General features: G+C 44.7%; 16 protein-coding genes. 10 read left to right on the forward strand and 6 right to left on the reverse strand.

Annotation, left to right across the window (positions count from 1 at the left end; all coding sequences use genetic code 11):
• The first annotated feature begins 20 nt into the window (after nt 1–20).
• Nucleotides 21–2,054 (forward strand): prolyl oligopeptidase family serine peptidase, encoded by a 2,034-nt coding sequence (locus R7H07_RS09165; RefSeq protein ID WP_065275476.1) that lies wholly within the window; start codon nt 21–23, stop codon nt 2,052–2,054.
• Nucleotides 2,055–2,296: 242 nt separating this feature from the next.
• Here R7H07_RS09165 and R7H07_RS09170 read toward each other — a convergent pair whose 3' ends face one another.
• On the reverse strand, nt 2,297–3,928 hold the full coding sequence (locus R7H07_RS09170; protein ID WP_206959050.1) for an ABC transporter ATP-binding protein: 1,632 nt from the start codon (nt 3,926–3,928) through the stop codon (nt 2,297–2,299).
• Nucleotides 3,929–4,013: 85 nt separating this feature from the next.
• Nucleotides 4,014–4,511, reverse strand: coding sequence for a hypothetical protein (locus R7H07_RS09175; protein WP_005375116.1), 498 nt, complete (start codon nt 4,509–4,511; stop codon nt 4,014–4,016).
• A gap of 187 nt (nt 4,512–4,698) precedes the next feature.
• Between R7H07_RS09175 and R7H07_RS09180 the strand changes: the two genes are divergently transcribed.
• The 3 genes from R7H07_RS09180 (at nt 4,699) to R7H07_RS09190 (ending at nt 10,338) form a co-directional block, all read left to right on the forward strand.
• Nucleotides 4,699–7,059: a Lon protease family protein gene (locus R7H07_RS09180; RefSeq protein WP_042521651.1), complete on the forward strand. Its 2,361-nt coding sequence runs from the start codon at nt 4,699–4,701 to the stop codon at nt 7,057–7,059.
• Between the two features lie 293 nt (nt 7,060–7,352).
• On the forward strand, nt 7,353–8,981 hold the full coding sequence (locus R7H07_RS09185; protein ID WP_005375120.1) for a methyl-accepting chemotaxis protein: 1,629 nt from the start codon (nt 7,353–7,355) through the stop codon (nt 8,979–8,981).
• 397 nt (nt 8,982–9,378) lie between these two features.
• Nucleotides 9,379–10,338 (forward strand): porin, encoded by a 960-nt coding sequence (locus tag R7H07_RS09190; RefSeq protein WP_064354918.1) that lies wholly within the window; start codon nt 9,379–9,381, stop codon nt 10,336–10,338.
• A gap of 123 nt (nt 10,339–10,461) precedes the next feature.
• On the opposite strand, the gene R7H07_RS09195 is transcribed toward R7H07_RS09190, so the two are convergent.
• A complete protein-coding gene (locus R7H07_RS09195) occupies nt 10,462–11,208 on the reverse strand; it encodes a flagellar brake protein (protein WP_042521645.1) in 747 nt (248 codons plus the stop codon).
• 127 nt (nt 11,209–11,335) lie between these two features.
• On the opposite strand from R7H07_RS09195, the gene R7H07_RS09200 reads away from it, so the two are divergent.
• Together R7H07_RS09200 and R7H07_RS09205 are read left to right on the forward strand one after the other, a co-directional pair.
• Nucleotides 11,336–11,611 (forward strand): GNAT family N-acetyltransferase, encoded by a 276-nt coding sequence (locus R7H07_RS09200; protein WP_206958266.1) that lies wholly within the window; start codon nt 11,336–11,338, stop codon nt 11,609–11,611.
• The gene (locus R7H07_RS09205) at nt 11,608–12,585 is read left to right on the forward strand and encodes a phosphotransferase (RefSeq protein ID WP_176311648.1); all 978 of its coding nucleotides are present in this window, start codon (nt 11,608–11,610) and stop codon (nt 12,583–12,585) included. Before R7H07_RS09200 ends, R7H07_RS09205 begins: the two co-directional genes overlap by 4 nt.
• A 46-nt stretch (nt 12,586–12,631) precedes the next feature.
• On the opposite strand, the gene R7H07_RS09210 is transcribed toward R7H07_RS09205, so the two are convergent.
• The gene (locus R7H07_RS09210) at nt 12,632–13,132 is read right to left on the reverse strand and encodes a GNAT family N-acetyltransferase (RefSeq protein WP_017820512.1); all 501 of its coding nucleotides are present in this window, start codon (nt 13,130–13,132) and stop codon (nt 12,632–12,634) included.
• 395 nt (nt 13,133–13,527) lie between these two features.
• On the opposite strand from R7H07_RS09210, the gene napG reads away from it, so the two are divergent.
• The 4 genes from napG (at nt 13,528) to R7H07_RS09230 (ending at nt 17,021) form a co-directional block, all read left to right on the forward strand.
• Nucleotides 13,528–14,298 (forward strand): ferredoxin-type protein NapG, encoded by a 771-nt coding sequence (napG, locus tag R7H07_RS09215; RefSeq protein ID WP_064376387.1) that lies wholly within the window; start codon nt 13,528–13,530, stop codon nt 14,296–14,298.
• The gene (napH, locus tag R7H07_RS09220; RefSeq protein ID WP_170894191.1) at nt 14,298–15,152 is read left to right on the forward strand and encodes a quinol dehydrogenase ferredoxin subunit NapH; all 855 of its coding nucleotides are present in this window, start codon (nt 14,298–14,300) and stop codon (nt 15,150–15,152) included. Before napG ends, napH begins: the two co-directional genes overlap by 1 nt.
• Before the next feature lie 199 nt (nt 15,153–15,351).
• A complete protein-coding gene (locus R7H07_RS09225; RefSeq protein WP_206959048.1) occupies nt 15,352–16,533 on the forward strand; it encodes an MFS transporter in 1,182 nt (393 codons plus the stop codon).
• A gap of 206 nt (nt 16,534–16,739) precedes the next feature.
• Nucleotides 16,740–17,021 carry a YrhK family protein gene (locus tag R7H07_RS09230; protein WP_025768568.1) on the forward strand — a complete coding sequence of 94 codons (282 nt, stop codon included), beginning with the start codon at nt 16,740–16,742 and terminating at the stop codon, nt 17,019–17,021.
• A 122-nt stretch (nt 17,022–17,143) separates the two neighbouring features.
• On the opposite strand, the gene R7H07_RS09235 is transcribed toward R7H07_RS09230, so the two are convergent.
• Nucleotides 17,144–17,983: an energy-coupling factor transporter transmembrane component T family protein gene (locus R7H07_RS09235; protein ID WP_005383942.1), complete on the reverse strand. Its 840-nt coding sequence runs from the start codon at nt 17,981–17,983 to the stop codon at nt 17,144–17,146.
• Nucleotides 17,980–19,719, reverse strand: coding sequence for an ABC transporter ATP-binding protein (locus tag R7H07_RS09240; RefSeq protein WP_047104520.1), 1,740 nt, complete (start codon nt 19,717–19,719; stop codon nt 17,980–17,982). Before R7H07_RS09240 ends, R7H07_RS09235 begins: the two co-directional genes overlap by 4 nt.
• Nucleotides 19,720–19,722 lie beyond the last annotated feature (3 nt).

Consider the following 19,722-nt stretch of genomic DNA (forward strand, 5'->3'; position numbering starts at 1 on the left):
AACGGAGTAACACGGACGTTATGCATTACCCAAAAACACGTAAAGATTCTGTCGTGGACACTTATTTTGGTCACGACATTGCCGACCCTTATCGCTGGTTAGAAGATGATCGCAGTGAAGAAACCGCTCAATGGGCTTCGGGTCAAAATTCGGTCACCTTCGATTTCCTTGGTCAGATACCGTACCGCCAACAAATCCGTGACTTAGTGGCGAACAGTCAAAACTACGAAAAATATTCCCAGCCATTTGTACGTGGTGACTACACCTACTTCTACAAAAACGACGGTTTGCAAAACCAAAGCGTATTGTATCGACGTAAAGGCGAGGGAGAAGCCGAGGTTTTCCTTGATCCAAATACTTTCTCCGAAGAGGGCACGACCTCTCTTGGCGAAGTCAGCTTCTCTAAAGACTACCGTTTGGTCGCGTATTCCATCTCGGAAGGGGGCAGTGATTGGCGTAAGATCTTTGTCATTGATACGGAAACCAAAGAACAGTTAGAGCCTGAGATTGTTGATGCGAAGTTTACGTCGATTTCTTGGCTGGGCAGCAAAGGCTTCTATTACTCAAGCTACGATAAGCCGCAAGGCAGTGAGTTGTCTGCTCGAACTGAGCATCACAAGCTTTATTATCATGAACTTGGTACCCCTCAATCTGAAGATGAAGTGATTTTTGGTGAGTTGGATACGCAAGTTCATCGTTATGTGTCTGGTACGACGACGACAGATGATAGCTTCCTCATTATTTCTGGCGCAGAATCTACATCGGGTAATCGTCTGTTTTATATCGATTTACAGTCTGACTCCCAAGCAATTGTGACGCTGCGCGATACAACGCAAGGCGACACCTACTTAATTGATAGCCAAGACGCAACCTTGCTGCTTTACACCAACCTAGACGCGCCGAATGGCAAAGTTGTCAGCTACAACACTCAGACAGAACAATGGGCTGACGTGATTGCTGAACAAGAACAGCCGTTAGAAATCAGCAAAGGTGGCGGTTATCTGTTTGCGACTTATATGGTAGATGTGCTTTCTAAAGTGCAGCAGTTTAACTACCAAGGTGAGTGGATTCGAGATGTACAATTGCCGGGAGAAGGCACGGCTTATGGTCTGGCGGGTAAAAAAGAAGAAACCACACTTTATTACACATTCACTAACTACGTGACGCCTCCGACGATCTTCTCATTTGATGTCGAATCTGGTGGATCGACACTGTTTCAGGAATCAAAGGCACCGTTCGATCGTAATGAGTATGAATCAAAACAGGTGTTTTACACCTCAAAAGACGGCACGCAAGTTCCGATGATCATTTCATACAAGAAGGGCGTTGCACTTGATGGTAGAGCACCAACCATGTTGTATGGTTACGGCGGTTTTAACATCAGCCTTACTCCAATGTTTTCTGGCAATGTAGCCAACTGGCTAGAGTTGGGTGGTATATACGCTGTCGCCAACATGCGAGGCGGCGGTGAATACGGTAAAGCCTGGCACAACGCAGGCACTCAGCAGCAAAAGCAAAACGTGTTTGATGACTTTATTGCGGCGGCGGAATACCTGATTGAAAACGACTACACTAGCTCGGATCGCCTAGCGATTCGCGGTGGTTCTAATGGTGGTTTGTTAGTTGGAGCGTGTATGACGCAACGCCCTGAACTATTCAAAGTCGCGCTGCCTGCGGTTGGCGTGCTTGATATGCTGCGTTATCACACGTTTACTTCTGGAGAAGGCTGGAAGTATGACTATGGCACGTCGGAGCAAAGTGAAGCGATGTTCCAATACTTGCTTGGTTACTCTCCTGTTCACAATGTAAAAGAAGGCGTGCAATATCCTGCTACCTTGGTGACAACTGCTGATCACGACGACCGAGTTGTGCCAGCACATTCGTACAAATTTATTGCGGAGCTGCAAGACAAACAGCAAGGCGCTAATCCAGTATTAATACGCATTGATGTCAATGCAGGTCATGGTGCAGGAATGCCGCTGAGTAAGCAAATTGACCTCACCACAGACGTGTATGCATTTACGTTACATAATATGGGTATTGAGTCGATTTAATGCCCTAGTTGTTCGAAGCTTCTGAGAATAAAAAAATGCCGCGACAGTGTCGCGGCATTTTTCATGGTTGGGGGAACTCAATTCATACTGTTTGCCAGTATTTGAGCCAGGTTGACTAAGTCTGACTCTTGAACCAACCAGTCTCGGCGGCCAAACCGAAAGGCAGCTACGCCATTCTTAAGACAAGATGAATTTATCACCTTTTCTTAATCCTAGTTTATGAATATGAAACTGTGATGAACCTAAGCCGCATTGTGCTGATTTTCACTGTTTTCAAGATCAAATGAGGCATCTATCAGTTTTTTCGTGTAGTCATTTTTAGGGTTTTGGAAAACCTTTTCGGCCGTACCTTGTTCCATGACCTCGCCCTTTTGCATGACTAGAACACGATCAGAGAGTGCTTTAACTACTGATAGATCGTGGCTAATAAACAAGTAGCCAATATTGTGTTTTTTCTGCAAATCTTTCAGAAGGTCAATCACTGTCAGTTGCACCGAGCGGTCTAATGCAGAGGTTGGCTCATCAAGCAGAATAAACGAAGGTTCAAGGATCAGTGCTCGCGCGATAGCAATACGCTGACGCTGGCCTCCTGAAAACTCGTGCGGATAACGGTTGATGGACGCGGGATCTAAGCGGACCTCACGGAGCACGTCGCGCGCTTTCTGCATACGTTCTTTTTTACTCAACATTGGTTGGTGGACAGTTAATCCTTCTGTGATGATCTCGCCGATAGTCATACGAGGAGAAAGCGAACCATAAGGGTCTTGGAATACCATCTGAACGTCTTTTTTCAGCTCAAAACGTTCTTTGTTTGTCAGCAAGGCCATATCTTGGCCTTTATATTCTATTTTGCCAGTTGAGGGCAGTAGACCTATCAAAGCTCGGCCGAGTGTAGACTTACCTGAACCGGACTCCCCAACGATCCCGAGGGTCTCTCCTTGTTTAAGCTCAAGAGAAATGCCTTTTACCGCTTCGAAGTACTCATTCTTGCTCGCAATAAAATGCGACTTTACCAAGAATTTGACTCGTATATCGTCGGCCTTTAAAAGCTGTGTAGCACTTTCGCTAATAGGCTCCTTACTGCCTTTAGGAATCGAGTTGATTAGCATACGTGTGTATTCGTGCTTTGGGTCCTCGAAGAGTGTTTGCGTTTCGCCTTCTTCGACGACTTCTCCTTTACACATCACAATGACACGATCTGCAAAGTGTTTTACGACGCCTAAGTCATGAGTAATAAATAGGATTGCCATGCCCATCTGAGCCTGAATTTCTTTAATCAGGTGCAACACTTCTGCTTGAACCGTGACATCCAACGCTGTTGTAGGTTCGTCGGCGATCAAAATATCGGGCTCGTTAATCAGTGCCATCGCAATCATGATGCGTTGCAATTGACCACCAGAAAATTCGTGTGGGTACTTGTTGTACGCTTTTTCTGGGTTTGGCATATGAACCAATTCAAACAGCTCTAACACGTTTGCTTTTGCTGTTCGTCTGTCGACCGGGCGGTGACACATGATGGCCTCAGCGACTTGGATACCCACCCGCATGTACGGGTTTAGTGAGGTCATCGGCTCTTGAAAAATCATGCCAATGCGATCACCGCGAATACTTTGCATTTCACGCTCTGTTTTATCCAAGATGGAGCTACCCTCAAACATGATGGATGAGCTTTCATGCAAAATAGCGTTGTCTGGCAGTAGTTTCATCAGTGCATTGGTTGATACTGACTTGCCAGAGCCAGATTCGCCAACGATGGACAGCGTCTCGCCTGCTTTTAAATCGAAGCTAACATTCTTTACTGCATCGACGATCCCATCGTTTGTCGTAAAGCTGACTGATAGGTTGTTCACCGAAAGAATGGTTTTAGAAGACATCACAGATCCTTGTGGTTGATAAAGCAAATGATACTCAAGCAATGGACAACATAAACCTAGCTGGCCTCAATGCTTGAGCTTTAGATTAATTATACAGGTGAGAAGGCGAAGATTTTGCCGAACTCATTGCTTGCAAATGTAAGAACTGCTCATGCGCGCGCGTTACGTGCTCGAGTTCTATCATCCATTGAGCATTACGTTGGGCAGAGCAAAATGCCGCCATGTGAGCTAACAAGTCTTCGCTCTGTTGACCAAGTAGGTGACCTACGCGCTCAATCAGTTCATGGCTCTCTAGCTGCAAAAATTGAAATAGCGCGTAAGTTTGATTGAGTATTGAGAACGCATCATGTTGTAAGCCGAGTTTGTTGAGAATCTCTGATTGCGTCACGCTGGCATCTCTAAGCCCCGTAATGAGACATACAAACTGGCAAGGTTTAGTTTGTGCATTTTCTAGCGCTAAATGAATGTGGTTGGGTAGATTGTTGAGCACGTCGTCATATAAACGATGAGCTTCTGGCCAATGGCCTTGTTCCATCAGTTGCTCCGCTTTTAAGTAGCGCATCCAGCATTGCTCAATATTCATATCCATCTCCACAACATTTGATTTGTTTAGATATTAAATGAAATTGATTATCAATTGCAAGTGCGTGTTAATATCACTTATGTGTTCATAAAATGTCCAATCAATCTAGGGTGGAAGGTAAATCACTTAAAATTAAGCAAATAATCTCTACACTCAAATAACGAAAATAAGAAAAAAGGAAGTGGATATGGCAATACTAAGATTGGAAGCTAAGCAGCTATATTCTGTAGCAGATCTAGAGAATATGCCATGTAAGTCGACCAAGGAGTTACCTCCAATTGATGAAATCGTGGGCCAAGAGCGCGCGCAAAAAGCGGTCGAGTTTGCGATGTCCATCAAAGAGAAAGGGTATAACATCTACGCCATTGGTCAGAATGGGCTAGGTAAACGCACCATGATCTTGCGCTATCTGAATCGTCACCAGCACGATGCAGCAGCCCTGTTTGATTGGTGTTACGTTGCGAACTTTGAGGATACCCGTACACCAAAGGTATTAAAGTTGCCTTGTGGTATCGGAAATAAGCTACGTGTTGATATTGAAGCTTTAATGGGCAAATTATTGAATGCTTTACCCCTAGCATTCGACAATGAAATGTACTTTAGCCGCGCTGAGCGATTAAAAAATCAATTGGCAGCTAAGCAACAAAACGAGCTGGATCGTATTAGTCGAGAGGCAAAAGAAAAGGGCATCAGCCTAACACTGACTACGCAGGGGGATTATCAGTTTGTCGCCATGAACGGTGATGAGCTTCATACGGAAGAGTCTTTTGATGTACTAAGCAAAAAAGAACAAGAGCAATTCAGCGATGCTATTGATGAACTCGAAGTGAGATTGCGCTCGATGGTTCGTGAGCTTACGGAGTGGGAAGAGACATACAGCGATAAAATCAAAAAGCTCAATGATGAAGTGACACTTGATGTGATTACTCACTTCATCAAAAAACTCAAAGTGGATTACGCGCAATATTCCGAAATCAAAACCTACTTAACTGAGCTGCAAAAAGATATTGTTGAAAACGCAGATATCTTCCTTGACCAAAGTGGCGAGCAAGGCGAAATTGCGACGGCATCCTTGGATAAAAAATTGCCACGTCGTTATAAAGTGAACGTCTTGGTAAGCCGTAAAAGCAGCGAATTTCCTATCGTTGTTGAAGAAAACCCCAACTATCATTCACTCTTCGGGTCGATTGAGACTGCCACTTTCAAGGGAACGGTGTTTACCGACTTCTCGCTGATTCGCGCAGGGAGCTTGCATAAGGCGAATGGCGGCGTTCTATTAATGGATGCTCAGAAAGTACTTGAACAGCCTTACGTTTGGGATGGTTTGAAGCGCGCATTGCGTGCTCGTCAATTGAGTTTTACGTCTCTAGAAAAAGAAGTCACATTGACGGGGGCGGTATCACTCGATCCTGAACCGATTCCGCTTGATATCAAAATCATCTTATTTGGTGATTACCGAACTTACCAATTACTCCAACATTACGATCCAGAGTTCAGCGAGTTGTTCCGCGTGACGGCAGATTTCGAAGACGAAATGAAACGTACGCCGGAGTCTGAGCTGCATTACGCGCGCTTTATCTCTAGCGTGGTGCATGACAACAATATGCTGCATTGCGATCGCAAAGCCATTGCTCGAATCATCGAATACAGCTCACGTTTGTCTGGCGACCAATCCAAGCTATCTCTACATTCGGCTAATATCGCCAACTTGCTTCGAGAGTCGAACTACGTAGCTCGTCAAGCCAACTCCAACATGATTCGTATTGGGCATGTTGAAGAGGCGCTCAATAACCAAGAAATGCGAGTAAGCCGATTACGCGATAACGTAATGGAAACCTTTATTAACGGCACAACGCTGATTCGCACCGAAGGAGAAGCCGTAGGCCAAGTCAACGCACTTTCGGTATTGAGCACTAGTGACTACATGTTTGGTGCACCGAATCGCATCACAGCGACGACGTGTTACGGTGATGGGGATGTTATCGATATCGAGCGCAGCGTGGATTTGGGTGGCAGTATTCACTCTAAGGGTGTGATGATTTTGTCTGCCTACTTATCTTCCGTATTTGGTAAAACGGCACGAGTGCCATTAACGACCACCATTACCTTTGAGCAATCTTATGGTGGTGTTGATGGTGATAGTGCCAGCATGGCTGAGTTATGTGCGGTTGTGTCTGCTTTTTCAAAGCAACCAAACCGACAAGACATTGCGATAACAGGGTCGATGAATCAATTTGGTCAAGCTCAGCCTATTGGTGGCGTAAACGAAAAGATCGAAGGCTTTTATGATGTGTGTGTAATTAAAGGTCGTCATGACGGGCAGGGGGTCATTATTCCGCGCTCTAATGTTCACAATCTAATGCTTCGTTCCGACATCGTGAAAGCAGTCGAAAAAGGTGAGTTTAATATTTGGGCGATTGGCCATGTTACTGAAGCTATCGAATTGTTTACGGGGAAAGTTGCTGGTGAGCCAACTGATGAAGGTTCTTATCCAATCGATACCATTTTTGGCCTTGCTCAAGCTAAGCTCAATTCGTTGAGAAAATAGGCTGAAACCGTCCTAAATGTGAATGTATCTCATCATAAGTGATCATAATTTATCATAACGACAATATCCCGACGCTACTGTCGGGATATTGTCAATAACAGATTGAAAATGGAGAGTTTTTGTACTAGACAAAAGTGTGATCGACCTCTAATATTCGCCACTTGTTTATTCGTCTGGGATTTATCCCGTCGCAAGGAAGCATAGATATTCAAACTGCCGAAAAGTAACGTTGTTATAAGCACTGCTCGAGTTTGTTTGGATATAGACATCACGCATACAACTGAGGCCCTGTCATGCAGTTATCACTGAAAAATTTGTCAGTACGAACGCAAATTTTGGTTCCGGTATTATTTACCGCGATTGTTTTGTTTATTGCTCTTTGGATTACTAAAAACAACCTTCAAGCAGAGCAAGATGTTATTGCTTCCAACCAAGAATCTTTGGTTTTTCACAAAGACACATTGGCGAGTATTGACGACCAAATTTACCCTCTGCGCATAAGCGCGGTTTACGCTATTTACGATGCTTCTCGTCGTGAGAATTTTCTAACCGAATTGAAAGAAGGCTTAAAGCAAGTTGATGCCGATTTAAGCGCAATTGAAGCCCGAAACCTATTCCGTGACGATGCCGTTAAAGTTCGCCAAGCAATTGAATCCTATGTGCGATATTCAGAGCGCTCAGTTGCTTTCTTCAACCAATACGATCAAGGTTTGAAATCGGATAGCGAGTACCGTGCATTTGTCAAAGAGTATCGCAATGTTGGCCGAGAAATGGTCCAACAAATTAACACACTATCAAAGCATGTAAACGAGCAAGCTGAACAATCTACTATCAGAAGTCATCAGCAAAATGAACGTGTGCAAAATAACGCTATGTTGACGGTTTTAGCGGTATTTGCTTTCTCATTGATAGGCGCTTGGTTCCTATCTGGCATGATTGTTACACCAATCCAAAAGCTGCAAGAAGTGATGCGTCAGTTAGCAATGGGTAATCTATCAGTACGTGCAGATGTCGATGGGGACAATGAGATCTCTAAGCTGAGCAAAGATGTAAACCAAACCGCAGAGCAGTTATACAACACTGTGGACCAGTTAACCCGTATTAGTGAGGAAGTTGCATCTGCATCGACCGAATTAGCTGCGGTAATGACGCAAGCGGAAGCGAACGCTCAACAAGAGTTGGCGGAGATCGAGCAAGTTGCATCTGCGGTTAACGAGCTTGCAAGCACTGCGAATAATGTGAGTGATAACGCGACCTCTGCTGACGCAACCGCGCGTGAAGCTGATGGACTTGCTCAATCAGGTTTGGCTATCTTCCAAGAAAGTGCGGAAGCAAGTGCGCAAATGTCTCAAGCATTGAACGATGCAGCGCAAGTTGTTTTGCGTCTAAAAGAGCAATCTGTACAGATCAACGATGTTATTGAAGTGATTCGCGGCGTATCTGAGCAGACCAACTTGCTAGCATTGAATGCTGCGATTGAAGCGGCGCGAGCTGGTGAGTCTGGTCGTGGTTTTGCGGTAGTAGCTGATGAAGTACGCATGCTAGCAGCGCGTACTCAAGACTCGACACAAGAGATCCAAACGATCATTGAAGAGCTTCAAGCGCAGTCTGGGCTTGCGAATGACAGTATGCAAGTCAGCCTTGATATGCTTAGCCGCAACAACGAGCTGACGCAACAAGCGAATGAAGCGTTGGTTGGAATTACCGAGTCAGTCGCCAACATCAACGATTCAAACACGCAAGTAGCAACCGCAGCCGAAGAGCAGTCTCAAGTTACTCAAGATATCAATCGCAACGTGGTTAACATGTCGGAGCTTGTAAACCAAAACGTAGCGGGCATCAGCCAGAGTGCAAGTGCGAGTACTGAGCTTTCATTACTTGCAGAGAAGCAGAAAGAGCAATTAAGTTTCTTTAAGCTTTAATTCATCATCTACTTATCAAATCTCTAAATCCCTGAGTGAATGCTCAGGGATTTTTTTTGTTTGTAATAATCGGATTTATTATCAATAAGTCTATCTAAAACAGTTAGTTAACAAGATTTTTTGCGGGCAATATCACGTTTTGTGATATTGTTTTTACATTTTTTTCGTCAATTTTTTTTTGACGCGAACATTTTTTTTAACTCAACCGATAACTTGATGGTTGAGAGGTATTCATATCGTCATTTTAAGTGGTGTTTTCTTCTATAAGCGCTGTTTATTCAACACGTTGCGTGAAAAATAACAGCTGCTACTATGCCGCCAGTTTTCTCGTTGGTACAGAAAAGTCCTGTTTTTCTGGTGAGAAAATACATATAAAACAATGATATGGAAAATAACAATGAAATTAAAAACTTTAGCTGTAGCAGTGGCGCTAATGGCATCAGGATCTCAAGTTGTCGCTTCAGAACTATACAACCAAGATGGCACTTCTCTTGAGATGGGCGGCCGCGCTGAAGCGCGTCTTTCTATGATGGATGGTAAGGCAGAAGACCGTACTCGCATCCGTCTTAACTTCCTAGGCAAACAGGAAATCAATGAAAACCTATACGGCGTTGGTTTTTGGGAAGGTGAGTTCAAAACAAAAGAAGAAGGTGCCGTAGATAACAATAGTGATCTTGAAACTCGTTACGCTTATGCAGGTCTGGGTGGCAAATACGGTGAAGTAACTTACGGTAAAAACGACGGCGCACTAGTGGTTCTTACTGACTTTACTGACATTATGGCTTACCACGGTAACACAGCAGCACTTAAACTGCCTGTTTCTGACCGTACAGATAACATGCTGTCTTACAAAGGCCAATTCGAGCAACTAGCTGTACGCGCTAGCTACCGTTTTGCTGATCGCACAACAGATGCACAAGGCTTTACAGACAACGAGGAAGATGGCTTCTCTCTATCTGGTGTTTACGCGTTTGCTAACACTGGTTTTGAACTAGGTGCTGGTTACGCAGATCAAAACGACAGCGATGAGTTCATGCTGGTAGCTGCATACTCTGTAGGTGACTTCTACTTCGCTGGTAACTACACTGGCGCGGATATGGATGTTGCAGGTAAGACTTTTGATTACAAAGGCTACGAACTAGCCGCTGCTTACACTATGGGTCAAACTGTATTCACTTCTACGTTCAACAAAGGTGAACTAGAAGACGCAGATACTGTAGAAAACCTAGCTGTTGATGTAACTTACTACTTCAAGCCTAACTTCCGTGGCTACGCATCATACAACTTCGATCTAATGGATAACGAAGGCGCGGCTGAAAAAGATGAGCTAGCGCTAGGTCTACGTTACGACTTCTAAGTCATGACTCTTATCTAAGATACTGCCTTATTCTTAGTAAATAAAACCCCTTACTGAAAAGTAAGGGGTTTCTTGTTTTCTAGCACTTCAAAGCTTCTTGATAAGCGATAGGGGTTATCAAATCTATCTTTTTAGTGTGAGCTTAGTACCATCAAATTTGAGGTGACTGAGGAGGTTTTTAGCGTTGTTTTTACCAACCTCATCAAACTCCATTCCGTAGCGAGCATAGTGCGTTGATTTTTGTAAATTACAAATACGACCTCGCAACGGCGCTAGCATACGACTTTCTCCGGGCATCGTTAGATCCAATGAAACGTGGTCACCAACCTGAAGTGGCCGGCTCATTGGTGATGTTACAAAACGACAGCCACTACGAGATAAATCTCTTATTTCGCATTCAGTTCGATAGGCTTCTAAACAAACACGCGCTCTCAAATTTACTTCGTAACGCACTTCTTTGCGAAGCTGAAAGACCTGCATAGTGTTGGGTAGGTCTAGCACCAAAATTGGGTACGGATCGCCTAGTCGATGCTGTAATTGGGCCCGAAATGGGATAACGGCCCCTTCACCTCGATGAGAGTAGGCTTTTACATTGATCCAAAAGCCTTCTTGAAAATAGAACTTCAAGTCTTCATCGGAGATGTTCGGAACCTCTATCAATGCAGTATTATTTGAGTGACAGCCAACAAATGTGCTGGTTGTAATAAACTTTGTACCAACGGGGGTGGTGACGTTTAAGCTCACTTCACTGCCATGTTCGACCATTGCCATTGCATCGGTGCTATTTAATGTACTTGCCTGACGTTCTGGTGCCTTCTTGCTTTGCAGAGGTAGCTTGCCGTCTCTGGCAATTGGGCTCATATTTCTCATTATAATTGTCGTACCTGATGTAAGAAGGTAATCGCGTGAGGCGAAGCAGCACTCTCGCATGGTATCGATTTTATTCAGTGATATAGTTTGATTCAATCAATCTGTAACAAAAATTAGAGAGCAAGATATGCATAAAGTAACTCATGAGACCACGAATAGTACATTCTGGGTTGATTTAGAGCAGGGTTATAAAGCCAAGGTGATTTATCAGCTTAAGGGTGATGTCATGCACATTACATCAACGGTTGTTCCTGAAGCACTGCGAGGTAAGGGGTACGGAAAAGTGATGATGGAAGCGGTGTTGCCAGAAATTGAGTCACTCGGTTATCAAATCAAACCAGTTTGCCCATATGTTATTCACTATATGGAGAAGAACCAAACGTGGTCACATCTGATCGCATGATGAGTAACAACCACCAATGCTACCAAAATATTGGCCAGGAACTCAATCTCGGTAATTACCGCTCTGTAGAAGTCATACAATCGCTATGGGGAGGCTATGGGGAGTTAGTCCGAGTTACTTATTCTACTCGTTCGGTGATCATTAAGCATGTAAAACTCCCTAAGCCTTCAGAGCATCCTAGAGGCTGGAATACGGACCGTTCTCATCAAAGAAAGTTGCACTCTTATCAGGTGGAAGTGAATTGGTATGAGTATTTTTCCGGAGAGGTGGATACTCGCTGCCGAGTACCACAAGGTCTAAAAACGTTCCAATCGGAGAATGAATGGCTCATTGTGATGGAAGATCTCGCCGAGGTGGGCTTTCCAAAAGTCATCACAGATGCACAGCTAAAGCATCTACAAGCCTGCCTCACTTGGTTGGCGAACTTTCATGCGCGATACATCAATGTTCGTTCTGATAAGTTGTGGCATATCGGTACATACTGGCACTTAGCAACCAGACCCGACGAGCTTGAAGCATTGCAAGACACTGAGCTACAAAATGCGGCTCAATTGATTGATCAAACGCTTTCGCAAGCTAAGTTTAAAACACTAGTACACGGTGATGCCAAATTGGCGAACTTCTGTTTTGATGAAGAAGAATCAAACGTTGCTGCGGTTGACTTTCAATACGTTGGATGTGGGTGTGCCATGAAAGATGTGGCACTGTTTATGAGTAGTGCCGTTAAGCCAGAACGTTGTGCAGAGATGGAAGTTTGGGTTTTGGATACGTATTTTGCTCAGTTGCAACACGCGCTAATGGGCTATCAACCGAATCTTGACCCTAATGAAGTCGAGCGTGAATGGCGTCCTTTGTTTGCTGTGGCTTGGGCAGACTTTCAGCGATTTGTGAAAGGTTGGAGTCCCGACCACTGGAAGATCAATCCCTACACAGAAGCATTGACTCGCAGAGCGTTGGCTTACTTACGAAAGTGAGTCGAAGTTTAAAAAGAAAAGCCTCCAATTAGTAGGAGGCTTTGTTTTATCTTTGGCCTGGTCTGATGCGCGCCATGTAATAGGTATTGATGAATTCACCATCACGGAAGGAACCGTCAATCGCTTCACCTTCAATTTGAAATCCATGCTTTTTATAAAGCCCAATGGCGGCGTCGTTATCGGCATTGACCTCTATCTGAATTCTTCTCACATTTAACCAGTTATCTGCTAGTTCAGTGACTGTTTCTATCAATTTGCTACCAATACCGAGTCCATGGAAACTATCATGTACTCCGATGCCAAACGATGCCGTGTGCATCGTTCTTGGACGTAGAGAGTGGTGAAAGCCAATATTTCCGACGACTTTACCATCAATTTCAGCGACATAGCTATAAACACCATCAGGTATGTTTGACAACCTTTCCACCCACATCGCGAGCGAAGGCTTTGGGAGTTGCAGGGTTTCACGTTGTGCTTTTGGTTGTGAATAGATTTCTACGAGTGCCGCTGCGTCTTCGACGGTCGTTGGACGTACGATAATTTCCATGCCTCTCTCCTTCGCTTTTTAGTTTTAATTTTTAATCTAACCACAGTTTTCTTATTTGGATAGTGTTTTTTTATGTTTAATGGATAAATGCCTTTTAAATTAGCTTGTTATGATGTCATTTTTTGAATTTTTAGTAGTGATTTATCATCGAATTGAGCGAGCAGATTGCAAAGGTGTTGAATTATTGTACTGAGAATGGCGCGTACTGCAGAGTATCGTGGTGAATTTCATGTCGCAGTAAATAAACGCATTTAGTCAAACTGTGACGACGGCACTGTGCGTCAGTTGACTTGAATCAATAGAGGATGGGGTTACCTCCTATGAGGTATAGGGAAACGACACGTTTAGGGCTATTTATGCTTAACTTGATAAGGGAGTTTTGTTGAGGAAATAGCATGAAATCCTCTCAGTCTAAAATATCGCAAAGTCGGCGCCGATTTTTGCGTGATACAGCTCGAACTGCGGCTGGTGTTGGCGCAGCTGCGTGTGTATTGGGCTTACAATCGCTACAAAGCCAAGCTCGAGAAACCAAAGGTGTGCCTATTCGTCCGCCTGGTGCACTGCCGGAAGGCGATTTCGAATCAGCTTGTATTCGATGTGGCTTGTGTGTTCAGGCATGTCCTTACGATACCTTGAAACTTGCGACATTACTTTCACCCGTCGCGACTGGCTCACCTTACTTTACTGCACGCGATATTCCCTGCGAAATGTGCGAAGACATTCCTTGTGTTGTCGCTTGTCCGAGTGGGGCGCTGGATCCGAAACTAACCGATATTGATGATGCTCGAATGGGTACAGCGGTTCTTATTGACCATGAAACTTGCCTTAACTGGCAAGGGTTACGATGCGACGTTTGTTATCGCGTTTGTCCGCTGATTGATGAAGCCATCACGTTAGAGATGGTTCACAACGATCGAACTGGCTATCACGCCAAACTTATCCCTACAGTGAATTCCGAAGTGTGTACCGGATGTGGTAAGTGTGAACAAGCGTGCGTGTTGGATGTCGCTGCTATTAAAGTCGTCCCGACGGATTTGGCGAAAGGCAAAGTGGGCAGCCACTACAATTTTGGTTGGAAAGAGCTCGACAAACCACTCGAAAATATCCTCCCTAGTGAGACGCCTGTGCCGGAAGGTGCGCTTGAATCGCTAAAAGGAGGTAAGTAATGGCAAAGAATTTAGCTCAAAATGCTGGCAAAGAAGCGCTTGAAAAGCTTGGTTGGTGGCGCGCGCATCGGTTTTTGATTTTACGTCGGCTATGTCAGTTCACCATCATTGCGCTATTTATGGCTGGGCCGACGCTGGGAATTCTAACTGGTAATCTGTCATCAAGTATGTTGCTCGATACCGTGCCGTTAAGTGACCCGTTAATCGTGCTTCAAGCTTTGGCGACAGGGCATGTTCCGGAGTTTAATGCGTTGTTAGGCGTAGTGATTGTCGTGGTGTTTTACGCGATTTTGGCGCCGCGCGCATTTTGTGCTTGGGTGTGCCCGTTGAACATCGTGACAGACTTGGCGGCGTGGTTGCGTCGAAAGTTCAACATTAAAGCGAGCTATCGTTGGTCTCCCGTGATTCGTTATTGGCTGATCCCTGTTTTGATGTTGGGCAGTGCGCTATCTGGCGCGATTCTTTGGACATGGTTAGATCCAGTTGCGGCACTGCATCGCGGGTTGGTGTTTGGTATGGGCGCAGGTTGGGTGCTAATCGCCCTAGTGTTTGTGTTGGATTTACTCTTGGTTGAGCATGGGTGGTGTGGGCACTTATGTCCACTGGGGGCTACCTATGGCGTGATAGGCCGAAAAAGCCTGTTGCGCGTTACTGCTGTTCGGCGCGAAGATTGCACCAAATGCATGGATTGCTTTTACGTTTGCCCAGAACCAGAAGTGCTTCGGCAGCCTTTGAAAGAGGGAGATCGTCGAGTTATGGATCAAAACTGCATTAGCTGTGGCCGTTGTTTGGATGTGTGTCCAGAACATGTGTTTGAATTTAAAAATCGCCTATCAGTAAAAGTCATTGATTAAGCCACTGAGCACATTTACTCATGCTTTAGTTCTCTTGATACTTGAACATCGCGCTTAGCCAAGGAATTGAGTGCGATGTTTATCTTCATAACAATATTCCTCAGCCATATCAGCTTGCTCTGGGTTGAAAATAATAATGATATTGCGAATTTGTTACATTTAAAGCTATGATGATGCCTTCATATTTAAAGGAAACATCATGACTACCTTATCGCACGGCTGGAGAACGCCGCAAAATTTCCTCCTGTTAATTTCCATTATCGTGCCCATTGCTTTTTCTACCTGGATGGCGTTGTTGAACAACTTTGTTATAGAGAAAGCAAACTTTGATGGTGCCGACATAGGCCTATTGCAAAGTGTGCGCGAAATTCCGGGTTTTTTGGCCTTTACCGCCGTGTTTGTATTGCTGTTTATCCGAGAGCAACGCTTTATGCTCGTATCTTTGGCGATGCTTACGCTTGGTACGGCATTAACAGGTTATTTTCCCACTTTGTACGGTCTACTTTTTACAACCTTGTTAATGTCCACCGGCTTCCATTACTTTGAAACACTCAAGCAGTCTTTGTCTTTACAATGGCTATCTAAAGAAGAAGCGCCAGAAATGCTGGGTAAGTTTATTTCTGTTGGAGCTTTGGCTTCTCTGTTTACCTACGGCGCCATTTGGGTTTCGCTCGAACAGCTCAAACTTGATTTTAAAACGGTCTATTTAATGGCTGGTGGTTTAGGTTTTGTGCTCATTTTGGTGATGGCATTTGCCTTCCCACAATTTAAGACAAAAGTGCCTCAGAACAAGAAGCTCATCCTGCGTAAACGTTACTGGTTATACTATGCGCTTACGTTTATGAGTGGAGCACGCCGTCAAATTTTTACGGTGTTCGCTGGTTTCTTGATGGTAGAAAAGTTTGGTTACTCCGCCGCAGATATTACGTTGCTGTTCCTGATTAACTATGTCTTTAACTTCTTGTTTGCGAAGCGAATAGGCCGTTTTATCGGCGTTGTAGGTGAGCGCAAAGCGTTGATGTTTGAATACGTCGGTTTGATCTTCGTGTTTGTCGGGTACGGTTTGGTGCAAACGGCTGAGTGGGCGGCAGCATTGTATGTTGTCGATCATCTATTTTTCGCGTTAGCGCTTGCGATTAAAACCTACTTCCAGAAAATTGCCGACCCAGCAGATATGGCGTCGACCGCGGGCGTTGCGTTTACGATTAACCATATTGCGGCGGTTGTAATACCTGTTACGTTTGGTGTGATTTGGCTGGTTTCACCTGCTAGCGTATTTTACATCGGCGCTGGTATGGCAGCAGTGAGCTTGCTGTTGTCACTCAATATTCCAGCGAAGCCGGAAGAAGGCAACGAAACTCGCTTGTTGAAGTGGAGTTAAGTTGGTACTCATTATCTAATCATTAAAGCGAATACCTGTAATTAGACTCGCTAAAAAGGGTGCTTATGCGCCCTTTTCTTTTTATTGCAAATAGATAATCCCTCCAATGGTTGTCAATGCATGCCACGTCCGTTAGGGTTTAGAACTAAGTATTTCGAAATAACTTGGGCATAACTGACGCGAAACAATAAGAGGGGAGCTATACAGTGCAGATACATGGCAGAGAGTTGGATTTAGATCTAGGAAGCCGTCACATCGTTATTCAGCGCCGCTATGAGGCGTTAGGTGCTGCAAACGACCTACTCATTGCTATTTGGTTTTTAATTGGTAGCTTTTTCTTTTTGAATGATTCGTTGATTGAAAGTGGTACTTGGCTTTTCATTGTAGGCAGTGCGCAGTTGATCATTAAGCCCCTGATAAAACTGATGAGTTTAGTTCATGTTGGTCGTTTGAATAAGCAACTTTCTGGCACATCAGCGAGCCGCTGAAATTACCGCTTCTTTTGAATACTTGCAAGCAAGAAGCCAACAGGCGAGTTATCGAGGGGAAAGACGGAAGATAACGTGGTCACAACACTAACCACGTTATGTTCAGTTTGAAGCTTCAGAATTTAAAACGGATACCAGAACAGTTGTGTGTCCATCACACGCTTGCTGATCGCAGCAATCACTATCACCGCAATCCCAGCCATGCAGATCATATCGGCTTTGGTCAGTGGTTTTAAGCTGTACCAAGTGCGAGAGGAGTGGCGGCCAAAACCACGTAGCGTCATCGCGTTTGAGATTTGATCGGCTCTGTCTAAACTAGAGAAAATCAGAGGTCCAAGAATCTTCGCGACGTTCTTCATACGATTGAACAACGGAGCCTTCTTGCTCAGTTCTACTCCGCGTGCTTGTTGCGCGTGCATGATGTTAACAAAGTCCTTTTTCACTTCCGGCAAGTAGCGCAGCGTTAAGCTTACGGCATAGGCGATTTTGTAAGGTACACCCAAGCGGTTCAAGCTGGCTGAAAACTCCGTCGGGTGAGTGGTAAATACAAACACCAACGCGATTGGAAACATGCTGAAGTATTTCAACGTCACTGTTACTAGGTAAAACAACGTCTCTTGAGTGAGCGAGTAATTACCGGGTAACGAGAGTAAAACCGTTGATGAGCCCATGAATTCAGTACCTTGTTGCGGTGCTAACGCGAACATAAACAGGGCATTGATCAGTAATACCGTGCCTGTACCGAATAACAGCGGTTTGTAGACATGAAAGGGCACTTTGGTCATTTTCAGTAAGCCTAAACCAAGCACGATCAACAGTGCGATGATTCGCAAGTCAAATGTGGTCAACACCACCGTTACCCAAGCAATGAAAAGCAAGAACTTAGTAATGCCATTCAACTTATGAAGTGGTGATTGGGTATCGATGTAGTTGATACCAAACTTCATCTTATTGTCTTTCATGCCACCGCTTTCTCTAGTTGGTTTACGTCGTCGCTTTTTTGTTGGCGGTGCGCTTTTTCTACATTGATAAAGTGCTGCATAAAGCCATTGGTGTCTTCGATGCCAACTTTCGTAGCCAACTCAAACAGACTTGTTGTGGTGAGGTTTGCTTGGTCTAGTAGCTCTGGACTGCTGAATACCTGCGTCATTGGTGCATCCGCGACTAATTTACTGTCTGCAATCACGATAGAGCGCGTGGTGTATTCCAGCACTAAATGCATGTCATGAGAGATGATCATCACGGTTACGCCCAACTCGCGATTGAGCTTTTCGATGAAACTCAGCATAGACGTGTAGTTTCGATAGTCCTGACCTGCCGTCGGTTCATCAAGGATCAGAAGCTCTGGTTCCAATACCAAAATTGACGCAATGGTTACGCGCTTTTTCTGGCCGTAGCTCAATGCTTCGATTGGCCAGTGGCGGTATTTGCTCAAACCGCACAGCTCAAGGACTTCAAGTACTTTAGCTTCGATTTGTTTCTCTTCAACGCCACGATTACGGAGGCCGAAGGCCACTTCGTCGAAAATCATGTGATGGGAAATCATGTGATTCGGGTTTTGCATCACCACGCCCACTTTCTGGCTGCGCTCGAAGATGGTCAGTTCGTTAAGATCTTGACCATTCATACTCATTGAGCCGCTATCCGCTTCAATAACGCCCATAATCAGTTTGGTGATGGTCGATTTACCCGAGCCATTTTTGCCAAGTACAGAGACAAACTCGCCACGCTTGATGTCAAAACTCACGTCTTCTAACGCGTTTTTCTCACCGTCGTAAGAATAGGTGAGGCCACGGACTTCAAGCAAAGTCTCGGCTGGCGTTTTGGGCGGTTGTGCTGTTGAACCATCAAACCATGCTTGTACTGCCGGTTTATATTGCTCCAACGGTAAGGTAGTTAAGCTAGAAGGTTTTGCATCGCCCTCAATCGCGCAGCCTGCTTCTTTCAGTGCTGAAATATAAAGCGGTTCGCGGATGCCGTAATCTTCTAGCAAAGGCGACGCTAAAATTTCATCTGGCGTTGTATCGGCAATGATTTTGCCGCTTTCCATCAAGATAATACGGTCAACTGAGCAATGCAGAACGTCTTCAAGACGATGCTCAATGATTACGATGGTTTTGCCCGTTTCGCGGTGTAGATCATCGATGATCTCGATGGTTTTTTTACCCGTTTTAGGGTCAAGCGCAGCTAGTGGTTCATCAAACAAAAGGATATCGACATCATCGACGAGAATGCCCGCCAAAGAAACACGCTGTTTCTGCCCGCCAGATAAATCGTGGGGTGAGCGTTCTAGCATCTGTTCCAAGTCGACCATTTTGGCCGTGGCTTTGACCAATGGGTACATGTCGATATTTGAAGTTAGCTGGTTTTCCAGCGCAAATGCGATGTCTTCGCCAATGCTCAAGCCGACAAATTGGCTGTCCGTATCTTGCAGTACGGTGCCAACTTGCTCAGTGTATTGGTGCATGTCGAAAGGGGCGGTGTCTTGACCATTGATGGTCAATGTTCCACTGGTTTCCCCTTTGATTGCGTGTGGGATCAGTCCGTTAAGACATTGCCCAAGGGTAGATTTACCACTACCACTTGGACCGATAATGACGATTTTCTCTCCTTTCTCTATCCTTAGATTGATATTTTTTAGCGTCGGTTTGTCCAGCGACTCATATCTAAAAGAGAAGTTAGAAAATTCGATTGTCATTCG

This window comes from Vibrio sp. Vb1127 (genome assembly GCF_033338735.1).
In the GTDB taxonomy this organism is placed as follows: domain Bacteria; phylum Pseudomonadota; class Gammaproteobacteria; order Enterobacterales; family Vibrionaceae; genus Vibrio; species Vibrio alginolyticus.